Raw genomic sequence first — 16,125 nt, 5'->3', positions numbered from 1 at the left:
TATGTAAACGATTTCAAAGGAGCCCAGTTATGACGAAAACATTTTTTATTCCAAATAAACAGAGCATTTTAGGAGAACAGGAAATTTTGACTGCCAAGTCTACCTTGGCCTTGCTAGACGGTTTGGAGTCACATAGCTATGATGCCGTCTATCTCCGTCAGCCTCTTAATCGTCTCGAGTATGTCGAGTGTGCGATAGTGGGACAATCACAATTTCTCTTTAAGGTCAGTTATGCTGATGGTCAAAAGGCTTACCGTGTCGATCTTCCTGACCTACTAACGAAGACAGACTGGCGGATTATCAAGTCATTTTTAGATGCTCTGCTTGCTTATACAGGAACTGAGATTGAAGGATTAGATGGTTTTGATTTTGAAGCTTATTTCCAAGCAAGTATTCAAGCCTATCTGACAGACACTGCAGCCCGTTTTACGATTTGCCAAGGAATTTTTAATCCTGTTTTCTTTAGTCATGAGGACTTGAAAAGCTTTTTAGAGGCAGATGGTTTGGCACAGTTTGAAGCGCGTGTACGTGCAGTTCAAGAGACAGACGCCTACTTTGCAAGAGTTTCCTTCTATCAGGATGGAGAAGACCAAGTGCACGGTGTTTATCATCTGGCTCAAGGAGTCAAGACAGTGTTACCGAGAGAACCATTTGTTACTGCTGCCTATATTGAGCAATTGGTGGATAAGGAAGTCAAGTGGGAGATTGACTTGGTTCAAATCACAGGAAATGGCTCTAAACCAGAAGACTATGAAGCCATTGCCCGATTGGACTATGCAAGATTCCTAGAGTCACTACCAAAAGCATTTTACCAGCAACTAGATGCCAATCAATTAGAAATTCAACCCATCTTAGAAAAAGATTTTAAAGCATTAGCACAAGAAGAGTAAAGCAGAAGCAGGTCAAGTGACTTGCTTTTTGACATAGAAAAAATCCTGCCATGAAAGACAGGATTGCTACTTAATGAAAATCAAAGAGCAAACTAGGAAGCTAGCCGCAGGCTGTACTTGAGTACGGTAAGGCGAAGCTGACGTGATTTGAATTTGATTTTCGAAGAGTATGAAGTTTAAAGAAAGGCCAAGATACGAAGGTAATCCCCAATCAGTGCGACTTCAGCTACAAAGAAGAGGAGGATGATCACTCCGTTCACAAGGACAGACAAGAATAATTGATAGAAGGAGTCGGTTTCACTTGATTGACTAGGTCTCGTAATGATATGGAGGCTAGCAAGTAGAATGATTCCAATGCTAATCACACACAAAAGAGCTGTAAATCGTAGACTATCAAAGAAGGCAAAGAAACTAGCAATAGCAGTGAGGAAGATTGGAATTGCCAAGAGTTGACTATACTGTTGGAGAACCTTTTCTAGCGTCCAGTCCTTTTCCTGGTGGATAAATCGTCTCACGACGAAACTACCCAAGAGGAATGAAAAGAAGAAGAGTGTTGTCGCTACTAGGATAGAGATAATCGAAAAGAGACTTAATGAAGCAAATTGTTCAGGGAAGTGATTATGCATAGTTGCTATATGTCCATAGTAAGCATGTTTGATGTGGTAGATACTAAAGAAAAAGGAAGACGCAGAAAACAGAATGAGCAAGAGAAGGGCTGTGTAACTGTGTGTGCTACTTGTTTCAAGATTGCTCGTAGGAGATTTGAGAGCTTCCACTAGCCAAGACCAAAAATCAAGCGCTTGCTCTTTCCATCTATCCGTAGATTTTGGAGTTTGGTCGGGGATATAAGGACTTTCTAAGGATTGACTGATAAGAAGTGGCTCTTTCGTGGTTGTTTTTTGCTGAGGAAGTGCCTCTTGGCTTTCTTCAGCTATAGTGACTTTCTCTGTTTCTTCAGGAAGATCTTGCTCTTCTTCAGTAGAATCTAATGCTTTCTTTTCTTCTATTTCTGTTCTCGCTTCACCGTCTTCAGGCGTTTCAATTTTCTCTTCTTGCTGGCTTTCCAGTTCGACTGCAGCTTGAGAGACTTCCTCCTCTACTTGAGTATTTTTTTCAATTGGTGTATCGAGATCGGCTATCCTTTCTTCAGCCTTGTCTGCAACATCTTGGACTTGTTCATCAGGCTTGTTCTTGCTTGTTGTTTTTACAAAATCATTACTTTCAAACCATTCTTGTTTCATGGTAGAACCTCCTTTTTAGTGGGTTATGTGTCATAGTGGTCGATATAAATAGGTTTATTAAGGTCTGTTAGCTGTAGTTTCAAGACTAATATAATCATCAGCCTTAGCGATGAGTTGACCTTTTGCATCAGTTTTTTCAGTTTTGTAAGGGTTGCTTAATTCGTTGGGGTGGCGTTGACTCTCATCTCTCGATAACTGATAAATAGGACCATGGTGACTCGAGAGGTCTAAGTTAATTTCTTGGCTTTCTTTTTGAGTTAGCATGATACTGAGCGCATTTTTAGAAGATAGTTCTACTTTACCATATACTTTAATATTTTCAGCGTGGAAGTGCTTCTCTGTTGACTCTAGCTGACTATCTGTAAGGTCTGTATCAAAGATATTGACGATATTAGGGGTTGTGAGTTTACTGTTTTTGATACGACTTCCTTCAATTCGGAGGAGATAGCCATTTGTATTGAGAGTTGCATTTTCAAGACTAGCATTTATGATGGTGGTTTGTCTGCGATTGGCTGAGATGTTGATTCCTTTTAGGCTTCTTCCTTTTGGTAATTGGAGAATAACTTCATCAAAACGACTAGAGTAGCTGCTTGCGATATGGAGAATCCCGCCAATTCCAGAAGAGAGAAACGGACTTTTAGACAGTTTCTTATCAGTGAGGCTTAGCGTTTTATCGTTCTGATTTGTGACAAGATCATGGTTAGCAGAAATAGATGGATGATAAGAAATGTGGATTTGATCATCCAAAGAGTCCGTGATGGTCAGCGCGTGTTGGTGGAGCGTAATCTCTAGGTTTTCGACTTCCTTGCCAAAGGACAGTTTTTCCATCCGACTATCATAGACAGGTTCCTTAGACATGGCAAGTAGGCTCTTGATTCCGTCAGATTGGATACCTACAAAAAGCAGGATAAAGCCGATAACGGTAGTCACCACACCAAAAATGAGAAATCCTTTTGTCCATTTACGCATGCTGGTCACCTCTCTTTCCTTTTTTGAGAACAAATTGCACCAGGCGAACAATGAGTAGGCCGAAGAAGCGGGCTACATAGGAAATACCTAGTAAGACTAGTGAAGAAGCACCGATAGCCAGTAAACCAGAACCAAAAATCAAGATAAAGGCTGATTTTGCTTGGGCGAGGACAGTGAAACTTTCAACTAAAAATAGGAATCCGCCGATGATACCAAGTATGGAAACCGCAAAGAAAGCGAAGATGACAGTCAAGGCTGCCACAAGGATTGCGAACAGGGCCACAAGGATTGCGATTCCCAGAGGAATGCCGATAGGTGCTGCAAGGAGGGCCAACAAGGCGATATGCAAAATTTGTCGGTTATTTTTTTGAGCGGGTGCTTCATTGATTTTTTTATCGAGAAGATTGGAGAGAACTTCGTGGGCCGCTTCTTTGGGAGTTCCTAAACTAGCGATGAGTTCTTCTTCTCCCTCGACTCCAGCATCGTCAAAGAGTTCTCTGAAATAATCCATGGCTTCCATGCGGTCAGCTTCAGGTAGTTTCTTGAGATAGAGTTCTAGCTGAGTCAGGTATTCAGTTCTTGTCATGGCGGATACTCCCTTCTATGATGCCATTGATGGTGTCTGTATAGAGTGCCCATTCATCTTTTAGGGTCACGAGCTGTTCTATACCACCATTTGTCAAGGAGTAGTATTTGCGCATGCGACCTTGGAACTCTCTAGAATAGGTTGTCAGAAAGCTATTGCCTTCCAATTTTTTGAGAATGGGATAGAGTGTAGATTCTTTGATATTAGCGATCAGCTTAATGGTTTGGCTAATCTCATAACCATAAGAATCATCCTGCTCCAGTACGGCCAAGATGAGAAATTCAATCAAGGCAGAGGATGTTGGAAAGTACATGGGGAACCTCCTTTTCTAATGTGTAAGATTTTTATATATAATTTTTCTACACATACATTGTACATCTAAAAGAAAGCCCTGTCAAGAGAAATGTGTAAAATTTTTATATATAAAAAACTTCTAGGAAAAAACTAGAAGTTTAGAGGATTTTATCGACTCTGTCCACTGTAAAGAGGGCCACAGTCATCAGGATATCGACGAGCAAGAGGGCAGCTACAGCTGGTACCCAAGAGTGGAAGAGGTCAAAACTGTAACCAAAGAGGGTTGGCCCAAATGCTGCTAGGATATAGCCTCCTGTTTGAGATAGGCCGGACAATTGGGCTGTCTTTTCAGGAGCGCTTGTCTTGAGTGAAAAATTGACCATGAGATAAGGGAAGAGGGCGCTGGTTGCGGTTCCGATGAGGAGATGGCTGGCAAGCCAGTAAAAGAAATTACCGATAGGGAAAAAGAGCATGGAAATGCCGACCACACCAGCCAGTGAAACCAGAGTGAGCATAAGCTGACGATTGCGAGTAGACAAGCTGGTTGTCAGGCTTGGGATGGTCATTGAAAAAGGAATGCTAATCAGAGAGAAGATAGAAGTCAGCAAGCCAGCTTCGTGACTGGATAGGCCTGCATGGATAGCCATGGTAGGTAGCCAGGTCATAGCAGTGTAAAAGAGCAAGGATTGAAAACCTGCAAAGACAATCACTGCCCAGACCTGTTTATTACGCATAACCTTTGTTTGACTTTTTTGTTTGGTTTGTGGAGCCAGTCTGTGATTATAGCGGTGATTTGGGAGCCAGACCAAAAAAGTTGCTAGACAGAGCAGGGTGAGGAGGATGATAAGTCCTTTCCAAGAACTGGCTTGTGTAATAGGTACAGCCAGATAGGAAGCCAGAGCCGTTGCAATTCCCATAGAGGTTACATATAAGGTGGTCAGAAAACCAATCTTCTTTGGTTGATTGGCTTGGATGAGACTAGGAAGCAGAACATTAATGACTGCGATACTTGCCCCAACCATCAAGGTTCCTAGATAGAGCAGGGGTAGATTGATTAGTCGAATCAGAGAACCGATAGTCAAGAAGAAGAGGCTGTAGGTAAAGAGATGTTCTAAGCCAATTTTCTGAGCCAGTCGGGTAGAAAAGAGCGAGAAGAGGGTAAACATGAGGAGAGGAAGGCTGGTCAAGATACCAAGCGAACTAACTTCTACTCCTAGCCCTTGCGAAATATCTCCCAAAATAATGGGTAAAACAGTAAAAGGAGTCCGCAAGGAAACACCAATTAGGATAATACCTGGAACAAAAAAGAGTGATTGCTTTTTCATATAATACCTCTTCTAGCTGATTTTAATAACAGCTTATTTTAAGGCTTTTTCCCTATAATGTCAAGTAAGGTTTTTTGGCTTTCAAGATAAAAATAGGAAAGTCTTGAAAATTATGATAAAATAGTGGAAGGAAATCTATACATTGGAGAAAAACTGTGTCTGAAAAGCAAAAAATCAGCGTATTGATGTCGGTCTATATCAAGGAAAATCCGACATTTTTAAAGGATGCTATTGAAAGTGTTCAAAATCAGACCCTGAAACCGAGCGAATTGGTTCTGGTTGAGGATGGGCCTTTGACACCTGAGCTCTATCAGGTATTAGACCAGCTTGAAGCTGAGTCTGATATTCCAGTGAAACGTTGCCCCTTAGAAGAAAATCAAGGTTTGGGTCTGGCTCTTCGATACGGTGTTTTACAGTGCCAGTATGATATTATTGCTCGTATGGATACGGATGATATAGCTGTTCCAGATCGTTTTGAGAAACAGGTTCAGTTAATGGAGAAGGACAAGCTCGACCTATTAGGTGGCCATATTGCAGAATTTATTGACAATCCTGATGAGATTGTTTCTTACCGTCGTGTTCCGACTCAACATGCAGATATTGTGGCTTATCAAAGGATGAGAAGTGCCTTTAACCACATGACTGTTATGTTTAAGAAGGATATGGTTCTCAAGGCAGGCAACTATGAAAATGGCCTTTATATGGAGGATGACCTCCTCTGGCTTAATATGATTGCTGCAGGAGCCAAGACTGGGAATCTGGATCAAATCTTGTGTCAGGTTCGTGTCGGAGCAGGGATGTTTGAGCGTCGTGGGGGACTGCGTTACCTCAAACTCTATCGTCAAGCTCGTCAGCGCATGCTGAAGAGAGGACAAATTTCTTATCTGGAATATGCCAAGAGTGTTGCCATTCAGATGGTTGTTGCCCTTTGTCCAGGATTTGTCCGACAGTTTATTTTTATGAAACTGTTACGAAAAAGCAAGTAAAAGATTGTAGCAAATCGTAAACTGGATAAAAAGTGTTATAATAACAATATAATGCTCTTCGAAGATCTCTTCAAACCGCGTCAACGTCGCCTTGCCGTAGGTATGGTTACTGACTTCGTCAGTTCTATCCACAACCTCAAAACAGTGTTTTGAGCAGCCTGCGGCTAGTTTCCTAGTTTGCTCTTTGATTTTCATTGAGTATAACCATCTAGCTCTTTTAAGGAGGAGTAAATTTCTATGAATAAAAAACTCACAGATTATGTGATTGATCTGGTGGAAATTTTAAATAAACAACAAAAACAGGTTTTCTGGGGAGTATTTGATATTTTGAGTATGGTGGTTTCCATCATTGTATCTTATATCTTATTTTACGGCTTGATTAATCCAGCACCTGTTGACTACATTATCTATACGAGTTTGGCCTTCTTGTTTTATCAATTTATGATTGCATTTTGGGGCTTGAACGCTAGTATTAGTCGTTACAGCAAGATTACGGATTTCATGAAAATCTTTTTTGGTGTGACTGCGAGCAGTGTCTTGTCATATAGTATCTGCTATGCCTTCTTGCCACTCTTCTCCATCCGTTTCATCATTCTCTTTATCTTGTTGAGTACCTTCTTGATTTTATTGCCACGGATTACTTGGCAGTTAATCTACTCCAGACGCAAAAAAGGTAGTGGTGATGGAGAACACCGTCGGACCTTCTTGATTGGTGCTGGTGATGGTGGGGCCCTCTTTATGGATAGCTACCAACATCCAACCAGTGATTTGGAACTTGTCGGTATTTTGGATAAGGATGCTAAGAAAAAGGGCCAAAAACTTGGTGGAATCCCTGTTTTGGGCTCTTATGACAATCTGCCTGAATTGGCTAAACGCCATCAAATCGAGCGTGTTATCGTTGCGATTCCGTCACTTGATCCGTCAGAATATGAGCGTATCTTGCAGATGTGTAATAAGCTGGATGTCAAATGTTACAAGATGCCTAATGTTGAAACTGTTGTTCAAGGACTTCACCAAGCAGGTACTGGGTTCCAAAAAATTGATATCATAGACCTTTTGGGCCGTCAGGAAATTCGTCTTGACGAATCGCGTCTGGGCGCAGAACTGACAGGTAAGACCATATTAGTCACAGGGGCTGGTGGTTCAATCGGTTCTGAAATCTGTCGCCAAGTTAGTCGCTTCAATCCTGAACGCATCGTCTTGCTCGGTCATGGGGAAAACTCAATCTACCTTGTTTATCATGAGCTGATTCGTAAGTTCCAAGGGATTGATTATGTGCCAGTTATCGCAGATATTCAAGACTATGATCGTTTGTTGCAAGTCTTTGAGCAGTACAAGCCAGCTATTGTTTATCATGCGGCTGCTCACAAGCATGTTCCTATGATGGAGCGCAATCCAAAAGAAGCCTTCAAAAACAATATCCGTGGAACTTACAATGTTGCTAAGGCTGTTGATGAAGCTAAAGTACCTAAGATGGTTATGATTTCGACAGATAAGGCGGTTAATCCACCAAATGTTATGGGAGCAACCAAGCGCGTGGCGGAATTGATTGTCACTGGCTTTAACCAACGTAGCCAATCGACCTACTGTGCAGTTCGTTTTGGAAATGTTCTTGGTAGCCGTGGTAGTGTCATACCAGTCTTTGAACGTCAGATTGCTGAAGGTGGGCCTGTAACGGTGACAGACTTCCGCATGACCCGTTACTTTATGACTATTCCAGAAGCTAGCCGTTTGGTTATCCATGCTGGTGCTTATGCCAAAGATGGAGAAGTCTTTATCCTTGATATGGGCAAACCAGTCAAAATTTATGACTTAGCCAAGAAAATGGTCCTTCTAAGTGGGCACACTGAGAGCGAAATTCCAATCGTTGAAGTTGGAATCCGTCCAGGTGAAAAACTCTACGAAGAACTCTTGGTATCAACCGAACTTGTTGATAACCAAGTTATGGATAAGATTTTCGTTGGTAAGGTTAATGTCATGCCTCTAGAAGCCATCGATCAAAAGATTGAAGAGTTCCGAACTCTCAGAGGAGATGAGTTGAAACAAGCTATTATCGCCTTTGCAAATCAAACAACCCACGTTGAATAAAAAAGAAAAACGCATATTATCAGTCCTTGAATTGAACTGCACCCCAAAAGTTAGACAGAAAAAATCTAACTTTTTGGGGTGCAGTACATCTTGAACCTTGGTAATATGCGTTTTGTTATGTAGAGATTTACTTCATTATCTTCTGAAATGGGGTTGTCGCTCAGTCTATGTTATTGAAAATACTCCAAAATTTCTAAGGGTTTGTGGGTGATATAATCAGGTTGATAGTTTAGTAGATCTGCTTGCTCTCCAAATCCCCAAGTGACGGCCAATTTCTGAATGCCTGTTTCTTGAGCTCCCTGCATATCAAACTTGGTATCTCCGATGATGATGACTTGTTCAGGGCTTAGTTGATGTGTCTGCAAGGCTTGGCGAATGACATCGGCCTTATGGGGAGCTTCAGGGCTGGAACCATAAATGCCATCAAAGAAATGATAGATTCCCAAATTTTTAGCCATGTCTTGAGCGGTTGGAGTATTTTTTGTCGTGGTGATGTAGAGTGGATAACTGCTCGATAACTTCTCAAGCAAGTCTACAATATTAGGAAAGAGTTGAGCTTCATGGATGCCTTTTGCCCTATAGTAAGAACGGTATATCTGCACAGCCTCAGTGATTTGTTCTTTGGGTAGGCAGGTCGCAAAACTACTTTCGAGGGGCGGTCCCATAAAACCACGAATCGTTTTGGTATCAGGACTAGGCACTCCTAGCTCTTTAAAGGTATGGGTAAAGGCATTGTGAATCCCGATAGAACTGTCAACGAGGGTTCCATCTAGATCGAAAAAGATAGCTGTGATAGAGGTCATGGTTTCTCCTATTTGATAAGCTTATTCTCCGAAAATTTCTTTTTGGAGGCGACGACCAGTAGGGGTGGCAGCGAGTCCACCTTCAGCTGTTTCACGAAAGGCAGTCGGCATGCTTGCTCCTACTTGGTACATGGCATCGATAACTTCATCCACAGGGATTTTAGATTCGATACCTGCCAGGGCCATGTCTGCTGCGATGAAGGCAAAGCTAGCTCCCATGGCATTACGTTTGACACAGGGAACTTCAACCAAACCTGCAACAGGGTCACAGATGAGGCCTAGCATATTTTTAATGACAAAGGCAATAGCTTGACTGGCTTGGTAGGGTGTCCCACCTGCAGCCAGAGTCAAGGCTGCAGCACTCATAGCAGAGGCCGAACCGACTTCGGCTTGGCAACCGCCCTCAGCACCTGAGATAGAGGCATTATTTGCGATGACTAGTCCAAAGGCACCAGCAGCAAAGAGGAAATCTAGCTGTTGCTCGTGGCTAAGGTCTAATTTTTCAATAGCAGCAGTGAGAACGGAAGGGAGACAGCCAGCACTTCCTGCGGTCGGAGTGGCACAGACCAAGCCCATTTTAGCATTGTGTTCATTGACTGCGATAGCATTTCGGGCAGCAGAGAGAATCGTGTAATCTGATAAAGTTTTTCCGTTTTTGATGTAGTGATCCAGTTTGGCAGCATCTCCACCTGTCAGGCCACTACGAGATTTATTTTCATTGAGTCCAAGTTGGACAGAGGCTTTCATGACTTCCAGATTGCGTTCCATGAGAAGGAAGACTTCTTCACGTTCGCGACCTGTCAATTCAAACTCTGTTGTAATCATGAGTTCTGCGACATTTCCTTGAAAGTCCAGATTTGCTTGCTCGACCAATTCTTTGATAGAATAAAACATGCTTCCTCCTATTTAAAGAAATTGACATTGTGGAGATGAGGGATTTTTCGAATTTCTTCGATGGCCTCATCACAGTTGCGACTGTCGACTTCGATGATCATAATGGCTTTTTCACCAGCTTTTTCACGAGTAACATTCATCTGGGCGATATTAATACCATAGCGGGAAAGTGCCTCTGTTACGAGGGCAATCATACCTGGAATATCTTGATGAACGATGATGATAGTCGGTGTATTCATATTGAGAGAGACGGCAAAACCATTGAGTTCGGTGACCTGAATATTCCCTCCCCCGATAGAAATACCAGTCACACTGATAGTCTTGTGGGCATTTTTAACGGTAATTTTAGTGGTGTTTGGATGAGGAGCATTGCTGTCTTTCTGAATGGTCCAGACAATCTTGATACCACGCTTGTGGGCAATCTCCAGACTGTTTGGGATTTCAGGATCATCTGTATCCATGCCTAAAATACCAGCAACAAGGGCTAGGTCTGTCCCGTGACCACGATAGGTCTTGGCAAATGAGTTAAAAAGTTGGAATTCGACTTCTGTCGGAGTATCATCAAAAATGGAAGAGACAATCTTCCCAATACGAACAGCCCCAGCGGTATGACTACTAGATGGGCCAATCATAACTGGTCCGATGATATCAAAGACAGATTGAAAACGAAGTGATTTCATCAGTTTCCCCTTATAAAAATTCTTATCTCTATTATATCAAAGAATAAAGGTCTTGGCTTTAATTGTGGATGAAAACCTTTTTACACTACAAATAGCATAAAAAAGCATCTTTTGTAACAAAAAATAGCTTATTTAGGGAAATAAAAAATAATTTTGTAATATTTCTACATAAAAGTGTCAAGAAACGGTAATATTTAAAGGGTATGATAGAAGTATAGAAAGAAGGAGAATTTTCAAATATGAAATCAACAACTAAAAAGATTAAAACAACTCTTGCAGGAGTAGCTGCCTTGTTTGCAGTATTTGCTCCATCATTTGTATCTGCTCAAGAATCATCAACTTACACAGTTAAAGAAGGTGATACACTTTCAGAAATCGCTGAAACTCACAATACAACTGTTGAGAAATTGGCAGAAAACAACCACATTGACAACATTCATTTGATTTATGTTGGTCAAGAGTTGGTTATCGATGGTCCTGTAGCGCCAGTAGCACCAGCCTCAACGACTTATGCAGCACCAGCTGCTCAAGATGAAACTGTTTCAGCTCCAGTAGTAGAAACTACAGAAGTAGTGGAAGAAGTTCCAGTAGCAAGCGAAGCAGTAGCAGAAGAAACGGTTGCTTCAACTGTAAGCGGATCTGAAGCAGAAGCTAAAGAATGGATCGCTCAAAAAGAATCAGGCGGTAGCTACACAGCTACAAACGGACGCTACATCGGACGTTACCAATTGACAGATTCATACTTGAACGGTGACTACTCAGCTGAAAACCAAGAACGTGTAGCAGATGCCTACGTTGCAGGACGTTACGGTTCATGGACAGCCGCTAAAAACTTCTGGCTTAACAACGGCTGGTATTAAGAAATAACGAACAGAATAATATGAAAAGGTCGAGGAACTCCCTCGACTTTTTTATCTTTACTTCGCTTGATAATAGGTCTCCACTTCTTGTTTGAGATGAGACAGCATAGAAGTTTCATCGACCAGCTCCAGAAGTGAGAAACCTTTTTGAATCAATTTAGCATCATCCCTACAAATTCCGATACGGACATAGGCGACAGCCAAGCTATCATATTTTTTCTTTTTCTTGGCATCCTCTAGTAAAGTATCGCAGATTTGTTGGCATATGTTTTTATCTTGATTGTATAGATAGAGTGTGGAAAGGTTTAATAGAATTGTCATTCGCAAGTCATATAAATGTTGATAGTTTTTATAGACTTCTAAGCGTTGCAAGATTTTTCCAGTGATGAGATGGAGGTGTTCAATGGGCAAGCTGAAAAGGATGGTATTGAGGATTTTTAGGTCACTTTCATACCATGTATCTTGTTTTTCAATCTTTCTCCAAAGTTTTTTGACAACCTGTTCTGCGTGATCTGATAGTTCCCCTGCCCCGTGTTGACGGATATAAATAACAACTTCAAGCATGTCTCTGATTTCTTCTATAGGGAGATCGTGGTGGGTCTTGAGATAGTTTTGGCATTTTTGAAATAAATTGACAAGATCGCTGGTCCCGATAATGGAACGCATATTGAGATAGGTTTGCATAATCTCTGTGCGTTGACTTGGTTGATAAAGTTGACAGATATATTCAAACTCTTCAAAACTCATATTGATTTGACGGAGAAGAAATTCCATATTTTCATATTTTGGGGTTGTCTTGCCACTTTCAATCTTTGATAGGCTGGTTCTTGAGAGAACACCCCCACAGACCTCTTCTTGGGTCAGCCCCTTTGACTCACGTATTTCTTTATAGACCTTTCCGAAATCATAACGCATGATTTTCTCCTTTTCGTGAAAAAAGTTAACAAACAATAAAATTTTGTTAAAAATATTGTATCATAGCAATGTAAAAAGTAAAAAAGAAAACTAAAATAATGTGTGAAAAAAGTTAACTAATTTTAAAATAGAGTAAAGAAGAGGTATACTATAGATACAAAATACAGATAGGAGGGAAAGAGTATGAATAAAAAAGTTTTTCGCTTTTTAGTTATTCTTGCTTTCTTATTCAGCATTGCTACGGTTTTCCCATGGCAATGGCCGATATAATGTGCTAGTTGTAAAAATGAAAGGAAGGTGAGTCCAATGGACTACGATACTTGTTGATAAATTACTATAGCTGTTTTTACGGAACAGCTCTCGATAATAGGAGAAATAAATCATGAGAAAATTAGTTAAAATTGGTGTTGCATCTTTAATGGTATGTGGTATACTTGCTACTACAAATGCTTTAGCAGTATGGGTTGATGGTGGTCAATGGAACTATGGAGTAGGTTGGACAGGAACTTTTGGATATTCTGATTATTTACATTCTACTCGATCTCATACAGCAACTGTCAAGCATGGAGGTAGAATCTCTAAGGATCGTGAAGATCCCGAGGTTTGGGCTCAAGCTTCCCTTAATAAAATTCCGCCAACAGGATTAGAATATTTCTATGGATTTTAAATGAAATTTTCCCTCTCCTATTAGGAGAGGGAGAACTTTAGTGGAGGTACTTTTATGAAAAAAATCAGTCATCTTTGTATGTTTCTGCTGTTGCTGTGTACCACTTTTTTTGTTTTTAATGTAAACTACACACGTGAAGCGGTTCGGATTCGGGAAATGGGAAAGACTGTAGATTCTTTGGATTTGTATTTGAAAGATATTAACAAACCTGCAGCGTCTGTTCTTCGATTTTTTGAGGATGTATCAAAGGAGTACAAGGTCTCTATCATCAAAACAGACAGTGGTGATGAGGTAATCAAGTCTGGTGTTTTTGATAAAGATACCTTCCCCTACCAAGAGTTTGGGATTTCTTCTCTTGATTTTACCACAGATGGTGAAGGAGTCTACAGTAATAAAGAAATTTCTAATAAACTTGGTACGATTCCGACCTTTCTAAAAGCCAAGCCTATTCAGCTTATGACTTTTCAAACCTATATCAAGGATACATCTCGTAGTTTAAATGGTCGCTATACGATAACTTCTACACAAGAGATGGATAAGGATAGGATTGTACAGAAATGGAGCGATTTTTTCAAGATAGACCAGGCTGCCTTGCTAGAGCCTACCTATAAAAGTGCAGTGGAAGTCATAAATCGAGATTTGCTTTTATCTGCCATTGTTTTTGTCTTGGCTATTTTACTTCTTGTGTTAGTAACAGTTTATCAGCCGATGATGGAGATGAAACGAGTGGGAGTTCAAAAGTTACTTGGTTTTCAAAGCAGAGCGATTTTAGCTGGTTTTGTAAAGACTAATTTTTATCTTCTCTTGGGTGGAAGTCTTGTCATTGACTTGGGATTATTTTTAGTGCTGGATTACAGACCAAAACTTTTGTTCCCGAGTTTACTCTTATCCCAATTTCTGCTTTTACAGTTGTATTTGTTCATCAGTTGGCTGACCTACCTGATGATTCAGAAAATGACAGTCAGTTCCATGTTGAAAGGTTTTTCATCTGTCAAACTTGGTCTTATCTTCAATTATGTGATGAAAATAGGGACAACTATTTTACTGACGGCCTTACTGATTGGGGTGGGCAGAAGTCTAGAACAAGAAAACAAAGAACTTGCTTATCAGCAACAGTGGGTAAGCCAAGGGAATTACTTGACCTTAGAAACCTTCCAACTCAATGATAACCTGTGGCAAGAAGAGCTAGCAGGGTCAGGGAAATCTATAGATTATTTCTACCAATTTTATCAAGATTTACTAGCAAAAATACAAGTAAATTATGTTCGAAGTGCGAGTCTTCCTATCAAACCAGTCATCAAAGCAGAACAAGTGCAGCAGTACCAACTGCCTGATAAGGTAGATGTTTACTATGCTAATAGCAATTTTCTAAAGAGTAAGGGATTCAAGTTACCAGATACCAGCACTAAAAAAGTTATTTTGATGCCAGCCAGTGATAGAGGACAAGAAGGCAAGAATCAGTTCTTGGGGAAATCCATCGCCTATCTTTCTATGAGGTATGAAGAACAGCAAAAGCAAAGGATAGAAGATATGGATGTAGAAATTGCCTACTATGAAGGAGATTGGTCTTTCTTCCCTTATAATAATGAGCGAAAGGAAAACCTCCACAATCCAATCATTAGTCTTGTAAATGATCAAGACATGATGTGGGAAGAAAAGACTCGCTTGTCAACGACAGGTTTAAACAATCCGATGAAAGTTGAAAATACAGAACAAAATCAAAAAGTGATTACGGAGTTAGTTGAGAAATTATTAGATGGGAATTATTTAAAATTTTCATCGATTCAAGCCATTCAACAAGAGAAAGTAGATTCTTATCGAGATGCAGTTCGAAATTTTAATATACTCTTTGCTTTGTTTGGTCTCCTTAGCATGATGATTTCCTACTTCTTATTAGTAACAACTTTCTTATTGAAGCGAACAGATATCGTTACCAAGAAGTTTATGGGGTGGAAACTGGTCGATCGCTACCGCCCTCTCTTAGTTCTGCTCTTGTTGGGCTATAGTCTCCCTCTTCTAGTATTGATTTTCTTTGCCCATGCGCTCTTGCCACTCCTGCTGTTTGCAGGCTTTACATGTCTGGATATACTATTTGTGCTAGTATTGGCTTCTAGGATGGAGAAAAGAAGTCTAGCAGAGTTATTGAAAGGGGGCATCTTATGATTGAGTTGAAAAATATTACCAAAACCATTGGAGGAAAAGTGATTTTGGATCACTTATCTCTCAGGATTGATCAGGGGGATTTGGTTGCCATCGTTGGAAAAAGTGGCAGTGGCAAGTCGACCTTGTTAAATTTATTAGGTTTGATAGATGGTGATTATAGCGGACAGTATGAGATTTTTGGTCAGACAAATCTAGCGGTTAATTCTGCTAAGTCGCAAACAATAATCCGTGAACATATCTCTTATCTGTTTCAAAATTTTGCCCTGATTGATGATGAAACGGTCGAGTACAATCTCATGCTGGCGCTGAAATATGTGAAATTTTCTAAGAAAGACAAGCTCAAAAAGGTGGAAGAGATTTTAGAGAGAGTAGGTTTGCCAGCTACTTTGCATCAAAAGGTTTCCGAGTTGTCTGGTGGCGAACAACAACGAATTGCAGTTGCTAGAGCCATCTTAAAACCCAGCCAGTTGATTTTAGCCGATGAACCAACAGGTTCTCTGGATCCTGAAAATAGAGATTTGGTCTTGAAGTTTCTCTTAGAGATGAATCGCGAGGGGAAAACAGTCATTATCGTGACCCACGATGCTTATGTAGCCCAACAATGTCATCGAATCATTGAATTGTGAAAAATACAGAAATCTTATCAAAAATCTTTAGATTTAAGGATACCTTTAAAATTTAATTTTAAAACACTCATTTATCAACATTTTTTGATTGATAAAAATAGGAAATTGGTTGTTTTTGGGAGATTCCCTAAAATTACC

17 protein-coding genes are annotated in these 16,125 nt (G+C 40.5%); 7 read left to right on the top strand and 10 right to left on the bottom strand.

The genetic code is table 11. The features are described from left to right. The first annotated feature begins 29 nt into the window (after positions 1–29). Entirely contained in the window at positions 30–890 is an 861-nt protein-coding gene (locus FJR77_RS01045) for a DUF4299 family protein (protein ID WP_140832832.1), read from the top strand. Positions 891–1,066: 176 nt separating this feature from the next. Here the strand turns inward: FJR77_RS01045 and FJR77_RS01035 are convergent, their stop codons facing one another. The 5 genes from FJR77_RS01035 to FJR77_RS01015 all read right to left on the bottom strand — a co-directional run bounded on the left by FJR77_RS01035 (position 1,067) and on the right by FJR77_RS01015 (position 5,305). After that, positions 1,067–2,131, bottom strand: a complete 1,065-nt coding sequence (locus FJR77_RS01035) for a DUF6574 domain-containing protein (RefSeq protein ID WP_140832834.1) — start codon at positions 2,129–2,131, stop codon at positions 1,067–1,069. 57 nt (positions 2,132–2,188) lie between these two features. Continuing rightward, on the bottom strand, positions 2,189–3,100 hold the full coding sequence (locus tag FJR77_RS01030; protein ID WP_033680868.1) for a DUF4097 family beta strand repeat-containing protein: 912 nt from the start codon (positions 3,098–3,100) through the stop codon (positions 2,189–2,191). Next, positions 3,093–3,686 carry a DUF1700 domain-containing protein gene (locus tag FJR77_RS01025; protein WP_140832836.1) on the bottom strand — a complete coding sequence of 198 codons (594 nt, stop codon included), beginning with the start codon at positions 3,684–3,686 and terminating at the stop codon, positions 3,093–3,095. Before FJR77_RS01025 ends, FJR77_RS01030 begins: the two co-directional genes overlap by 8 nt. Further along, entirely contained in the window at positions 3,673–3,999 is a 327-nt protein-coding gene (locus FJR77_RS01020) for a PadR family transcriptional regulator (protein ID WP_000273858.1), read from the bottom strand. Before FJR77_RS01020 ends, FJR77_RS01025 begins: the two co-directional genes overlap by 14 nt. Before the next feature lie 139 nt (positions 4,000–4,138). Next, positions 4,139–5,305 carry a CynX/NimT family MFS transporter gene (locus tag FJR77_RS01015; RefSeq protein WP_140832838.1) on the bottom strand — a complete coding sequence of 389 codons (1,167 nt, stop codon included), beginning with the start codon at positions 5,303–5,305 and terminating at the stop codon, positions 4,139–4,141. Between the two features lie 155 nt (positions 5,306–5,460). Here FJR77_RS01015 and FJR77_RS01010 point away from each other — a divergent pair, with 155 nt between their 5' ends. Continuing rightward, positions 5,461–6,291 carry a glycosyltransferase gene (locus tag FJR77_RS01010; RefSeq protein WP_140832840.1) on the top strand — a complete coding sequence of 277 codons (831 nt, stop codon included), beginning with the start codon at positions 5,461–5,463 and terminating at the stop codon, positions 6,289–6,291. Here FJR77_RS01010 and FJR77_RS10235 read toward each other — a convergent pair. Continuing rightward, on the bottom strand, positions 6,274–6,486 hold the full coding sequence (locus tag FJR77_RS10235; protein ID WP_140832842.1) for a hypothetical protein: 213 nt from the start codon (positions 6,484–6,486) through the stop codon (positions 6,274–6,276). The two genes, FJR77_RS01010 and FJR77_RS10235, sit on opposite strands and share 18 nt — an antisense overlap. 42 nt (positions 6,487–6,528) lie before the next feature. On the opposite strand from FJR77_RS10235, the gene FJR77_RS01000 reads away from it, so the two are divergent. After that, a complete protein-coding gene (locus FJR77_RS01000) occupies positions 6,529–8,379 on the top strand; it encodes a polysaccharide biosynthesis protein (RefSeq protein ID WP_049531988.1) in 1,851 nt (616 codons plus the stop codon). Between the two features lie 170 nt (positions 8,380–8,549). On the opposite strand, the gene FJR77_RS00995 is transcribed toward FJR77_RS01000, so the two are convergent. The 3 genes from FJR77_RS00995 to sdaAB are packed head-to-tail and all read right to left on the bottom strand — an operon-like array spanning position 8,550 to position 10,756. Then, a complete protein-coding gene (locus FJR77_RS00995; protein WP_140832844.1) occupies positions 8,550–9,182 on the bottom strand; it encodes an HAD family hydrolase in 633 nt (210 codons plus the stop codon). A gap of 21 nt (positions 9,183–9,203) precedes the next feature. Next, entirely contained in the window at positions 9,204–10,076 is an 873-nt protein-coding gene (gene sdaAA, locus FJR77_RS00990; RefSeq protein ID WP_140832846.1) for an L-serine ammonia-lyase, iron-sulfur-dependent, subunit alpha, read from the bottom strand. Positions 10,077–10,084: 8 nt separating this feature from the next. Next, positions 10,085–10,756: an L-serine ammonia-lyase, iron-sulfur-dependent subunit beta gene (gene sdaAB / locus FJR77_RS00985; protein WP_000838912.1), complete on the bottom strand. Its 672-nt coding sequence runs from the start codon at positions 10,754–10,756 to the stop codon at positions 10,085–10,087. Positions 10,757–10,995: 239 nt separating this feature from the next. On the opposite strand from sdaAB, the gene apf reads away from it, so the two are divergent. Next, positions 10,996–11,616 carry an aggregation-promoting factor gene (gene apf, locus FJR77_RS00980; protein ID WP_140832849.1) on the top strand — a complete coding sequence of 207 codons (621 nt, stop codon included), beginning with the start codon at positions 10,996–10,998 and terminating at the stop codon, positions 11,614–11,616. Between the two features lie 57 nt (positions 11,617–11,673). Here apf and FJR77_RS00975 read toward each other — a convergent pair whose 3' ends face one another. Further along, the gene (locus FJR77_RS00975; protein ID WP_140832851.1) at positions 11,674–12,531 is read right to left on the bottom strand and encodes a helix-turn-helix domain-containing protein; all 858 of its coding nucleotides are present in this window, start codon (positions 12,529–12,531) and stop codon (positions 11,674–11,676) included. A 382-nt stretch (positions 12,532–12,913) separates the two neighbouring features. Here FJR77_RS00975 and FJR77_RS00970 point away from each other — a divergent pair, with 382 nt between their 5' ends. Genes FJR77_RS00970 through FJR77_RS00960 form a run of 3 tightly spaced genes read left to right on the top strand, consistent with a single transcriptional unit; the run spans position 12,914 to position 15,987 of the window. Next, on the top strand, positions 12,914–13,198 hold the full coding sequence (locus tag FJR77_RS00970) for a lactococcin 972 family bacteriocin (protein ID WP_125451172.1): 285 nt from the start codon (positions 12,914–12,916) through the stop codon (positions 13,196–13,198). Positions 13,199–13,252: 54 nt separating this feature from the next. Next, positions 13,253–15,361 carry a bacteriocin-associated integral membrane family protein gene (locus FJR77_RS00965; RefSeq protein ID WP_140832853.1) on the top strand — a complete coding sequence of 703 codons (2,109 nt, stop codon included), beginning with the start codon at positions 13,253–13,255 and terminating at the stop codon, positions 15,359–15,361. After that, complete coding sequence (locus FJR77_RS00960) at positions 15,358–15,987, top strand: ABC transporter ATP-binding protein (RefSeq protein ID WP_140832855.1); 630 nt, start codon at positions 15,358–15,360, stop codon at positions 15,985–15,987. The genes FJR77_RS00965 and FJR77_RS00960 overlap by 4 nt, the downstream gene beginning before the upstream one ends. The last annotated feature ends 138 nt before the right edge of the window (positions 15,988–16,125 follow it).

The sequence above is a fragment of the Streptococcus shenyangsis genome, assembly GCF_006385785.1.
GTDB classification, from domain to species: domain Bacteria; phylum Bacillota; class Bacilli; order Lactobacillales; family Streptococcaceae; genus Streptococcus; species Streptococcus shenyangsis.
This window is presented reverse-complemented; position numbering and strand designations above follow the sequence as displayed.

Bases quoted from the DNA above. Each gene is read 5' to 3' on its own strand.
- FJR77_RS01045 (WP_140832832.1), top strand. From the start codon at position 30: ATGACGAAAACATTTTTTATTCCAAATAAACAGAGCATTTTAGGAGAA.
- FJR77_RS01035 (WP_140832834.1), bottom strand. From the start codon at position 2,131: ATGAAACAAGAATGGTTTGAAAGTAATGATTTTGTAAAAACAACAAGC.
- FJR77_RS01030 (WP_033680868.1), bottom strand. From the start codon at position 3,100: ATGCGTAAATGGACAAAAGGATTTCTCATTTTTGGTGTGGTGACTACC.
- FJR77_RS01025 (WP_140832836.1), bottom strand. From the start codon at position 3,686: ATGACAAGAACTGAATACCTGACTCAGCTAGAACTCTATCTCAAGAAA.
- FJR77_RS01020 (WP_000273858.1), bottom strand. From the start codon at position 3,999: ATGTACTTTCCAACATCCTCTGCCTTGATTGAATTTCTCATCTTGGCC.
- FJR77_RS01015 (WP_140832838.1), bottom strand. From the start codon at position 5,305: ATGAAAAAGCAATCACTCTTTTTTGTTCCAGGTATTATCCTAATTGGT.
- FJR77_RS10235 (WP_140832842.1), bottom strand. From the start codon at position 6,486: ATGAAAATCAAAGAGCAAACTAGGAAACTAGCCGCAGGCTGCTCAAAA.
- FJR77_RS01000 (WP_049531988.1), top strand. From the start codon at position 6,529: ATGAATAAAAAACTCACAGATTATGTGATTGATCTGGTGGAAATTTTA.
- FJR77_RS00995 (WP_140832844.1), bottom strand. From the start codon at position 9,182: ATGACCTCTATCACAGCTATCTTTTTCGATCTAGATGGAACCCTCGTT.
- sdaAA (WP_140832846.1), bottom strand. From the start codon at position 10,076: ATGTTTTATTCTATCAAAGAATTGGTCGAGCAAGCAAATCTGGACTTT.
- sdaAB (WP_000838912.1), bottom strand. From the start codon at position 10,756: ATGAAATCACTTCGTTTTCAATCTGTCTTTGATATCATCGGACCAGTT.
- apf (WP_140832849.1), top strand. From the start codon at position 10,996: ATGAAATCAACAACTAAAAAGATTAAAACAACTCTTGCAGGAGTAGCT.
- FJR77_RS00975 (WP_140832851.1), bottom strand. From the start codon at position 12,531: ATGCGTTATGATTTCGGAAAGGTCTATAAAGAAATACGTGAGTCAAAG.
- FJR77_RS00970 (WP_125451172.1), top strand. From the start codon at position 12,914: ATGAGAAAATTAGTTAAAATTGGTGTTGCATCTTTAATGGTATGTGGT.
- FJR77_RS00965 (WP_140832853.1), top strand. From the start codon at position 13,253: ATGAAAAAAATCAGTCATCTTTGTATGTTTCTGCTGTTGCTGTGTACC.
- FJR77_RS00960 (WP_140832855.1), top strand. From the start codon at position 15,358: ATGATTGAGTTGAAAAATATTACCAAAACCATTGGAGGAAAAGTGATT.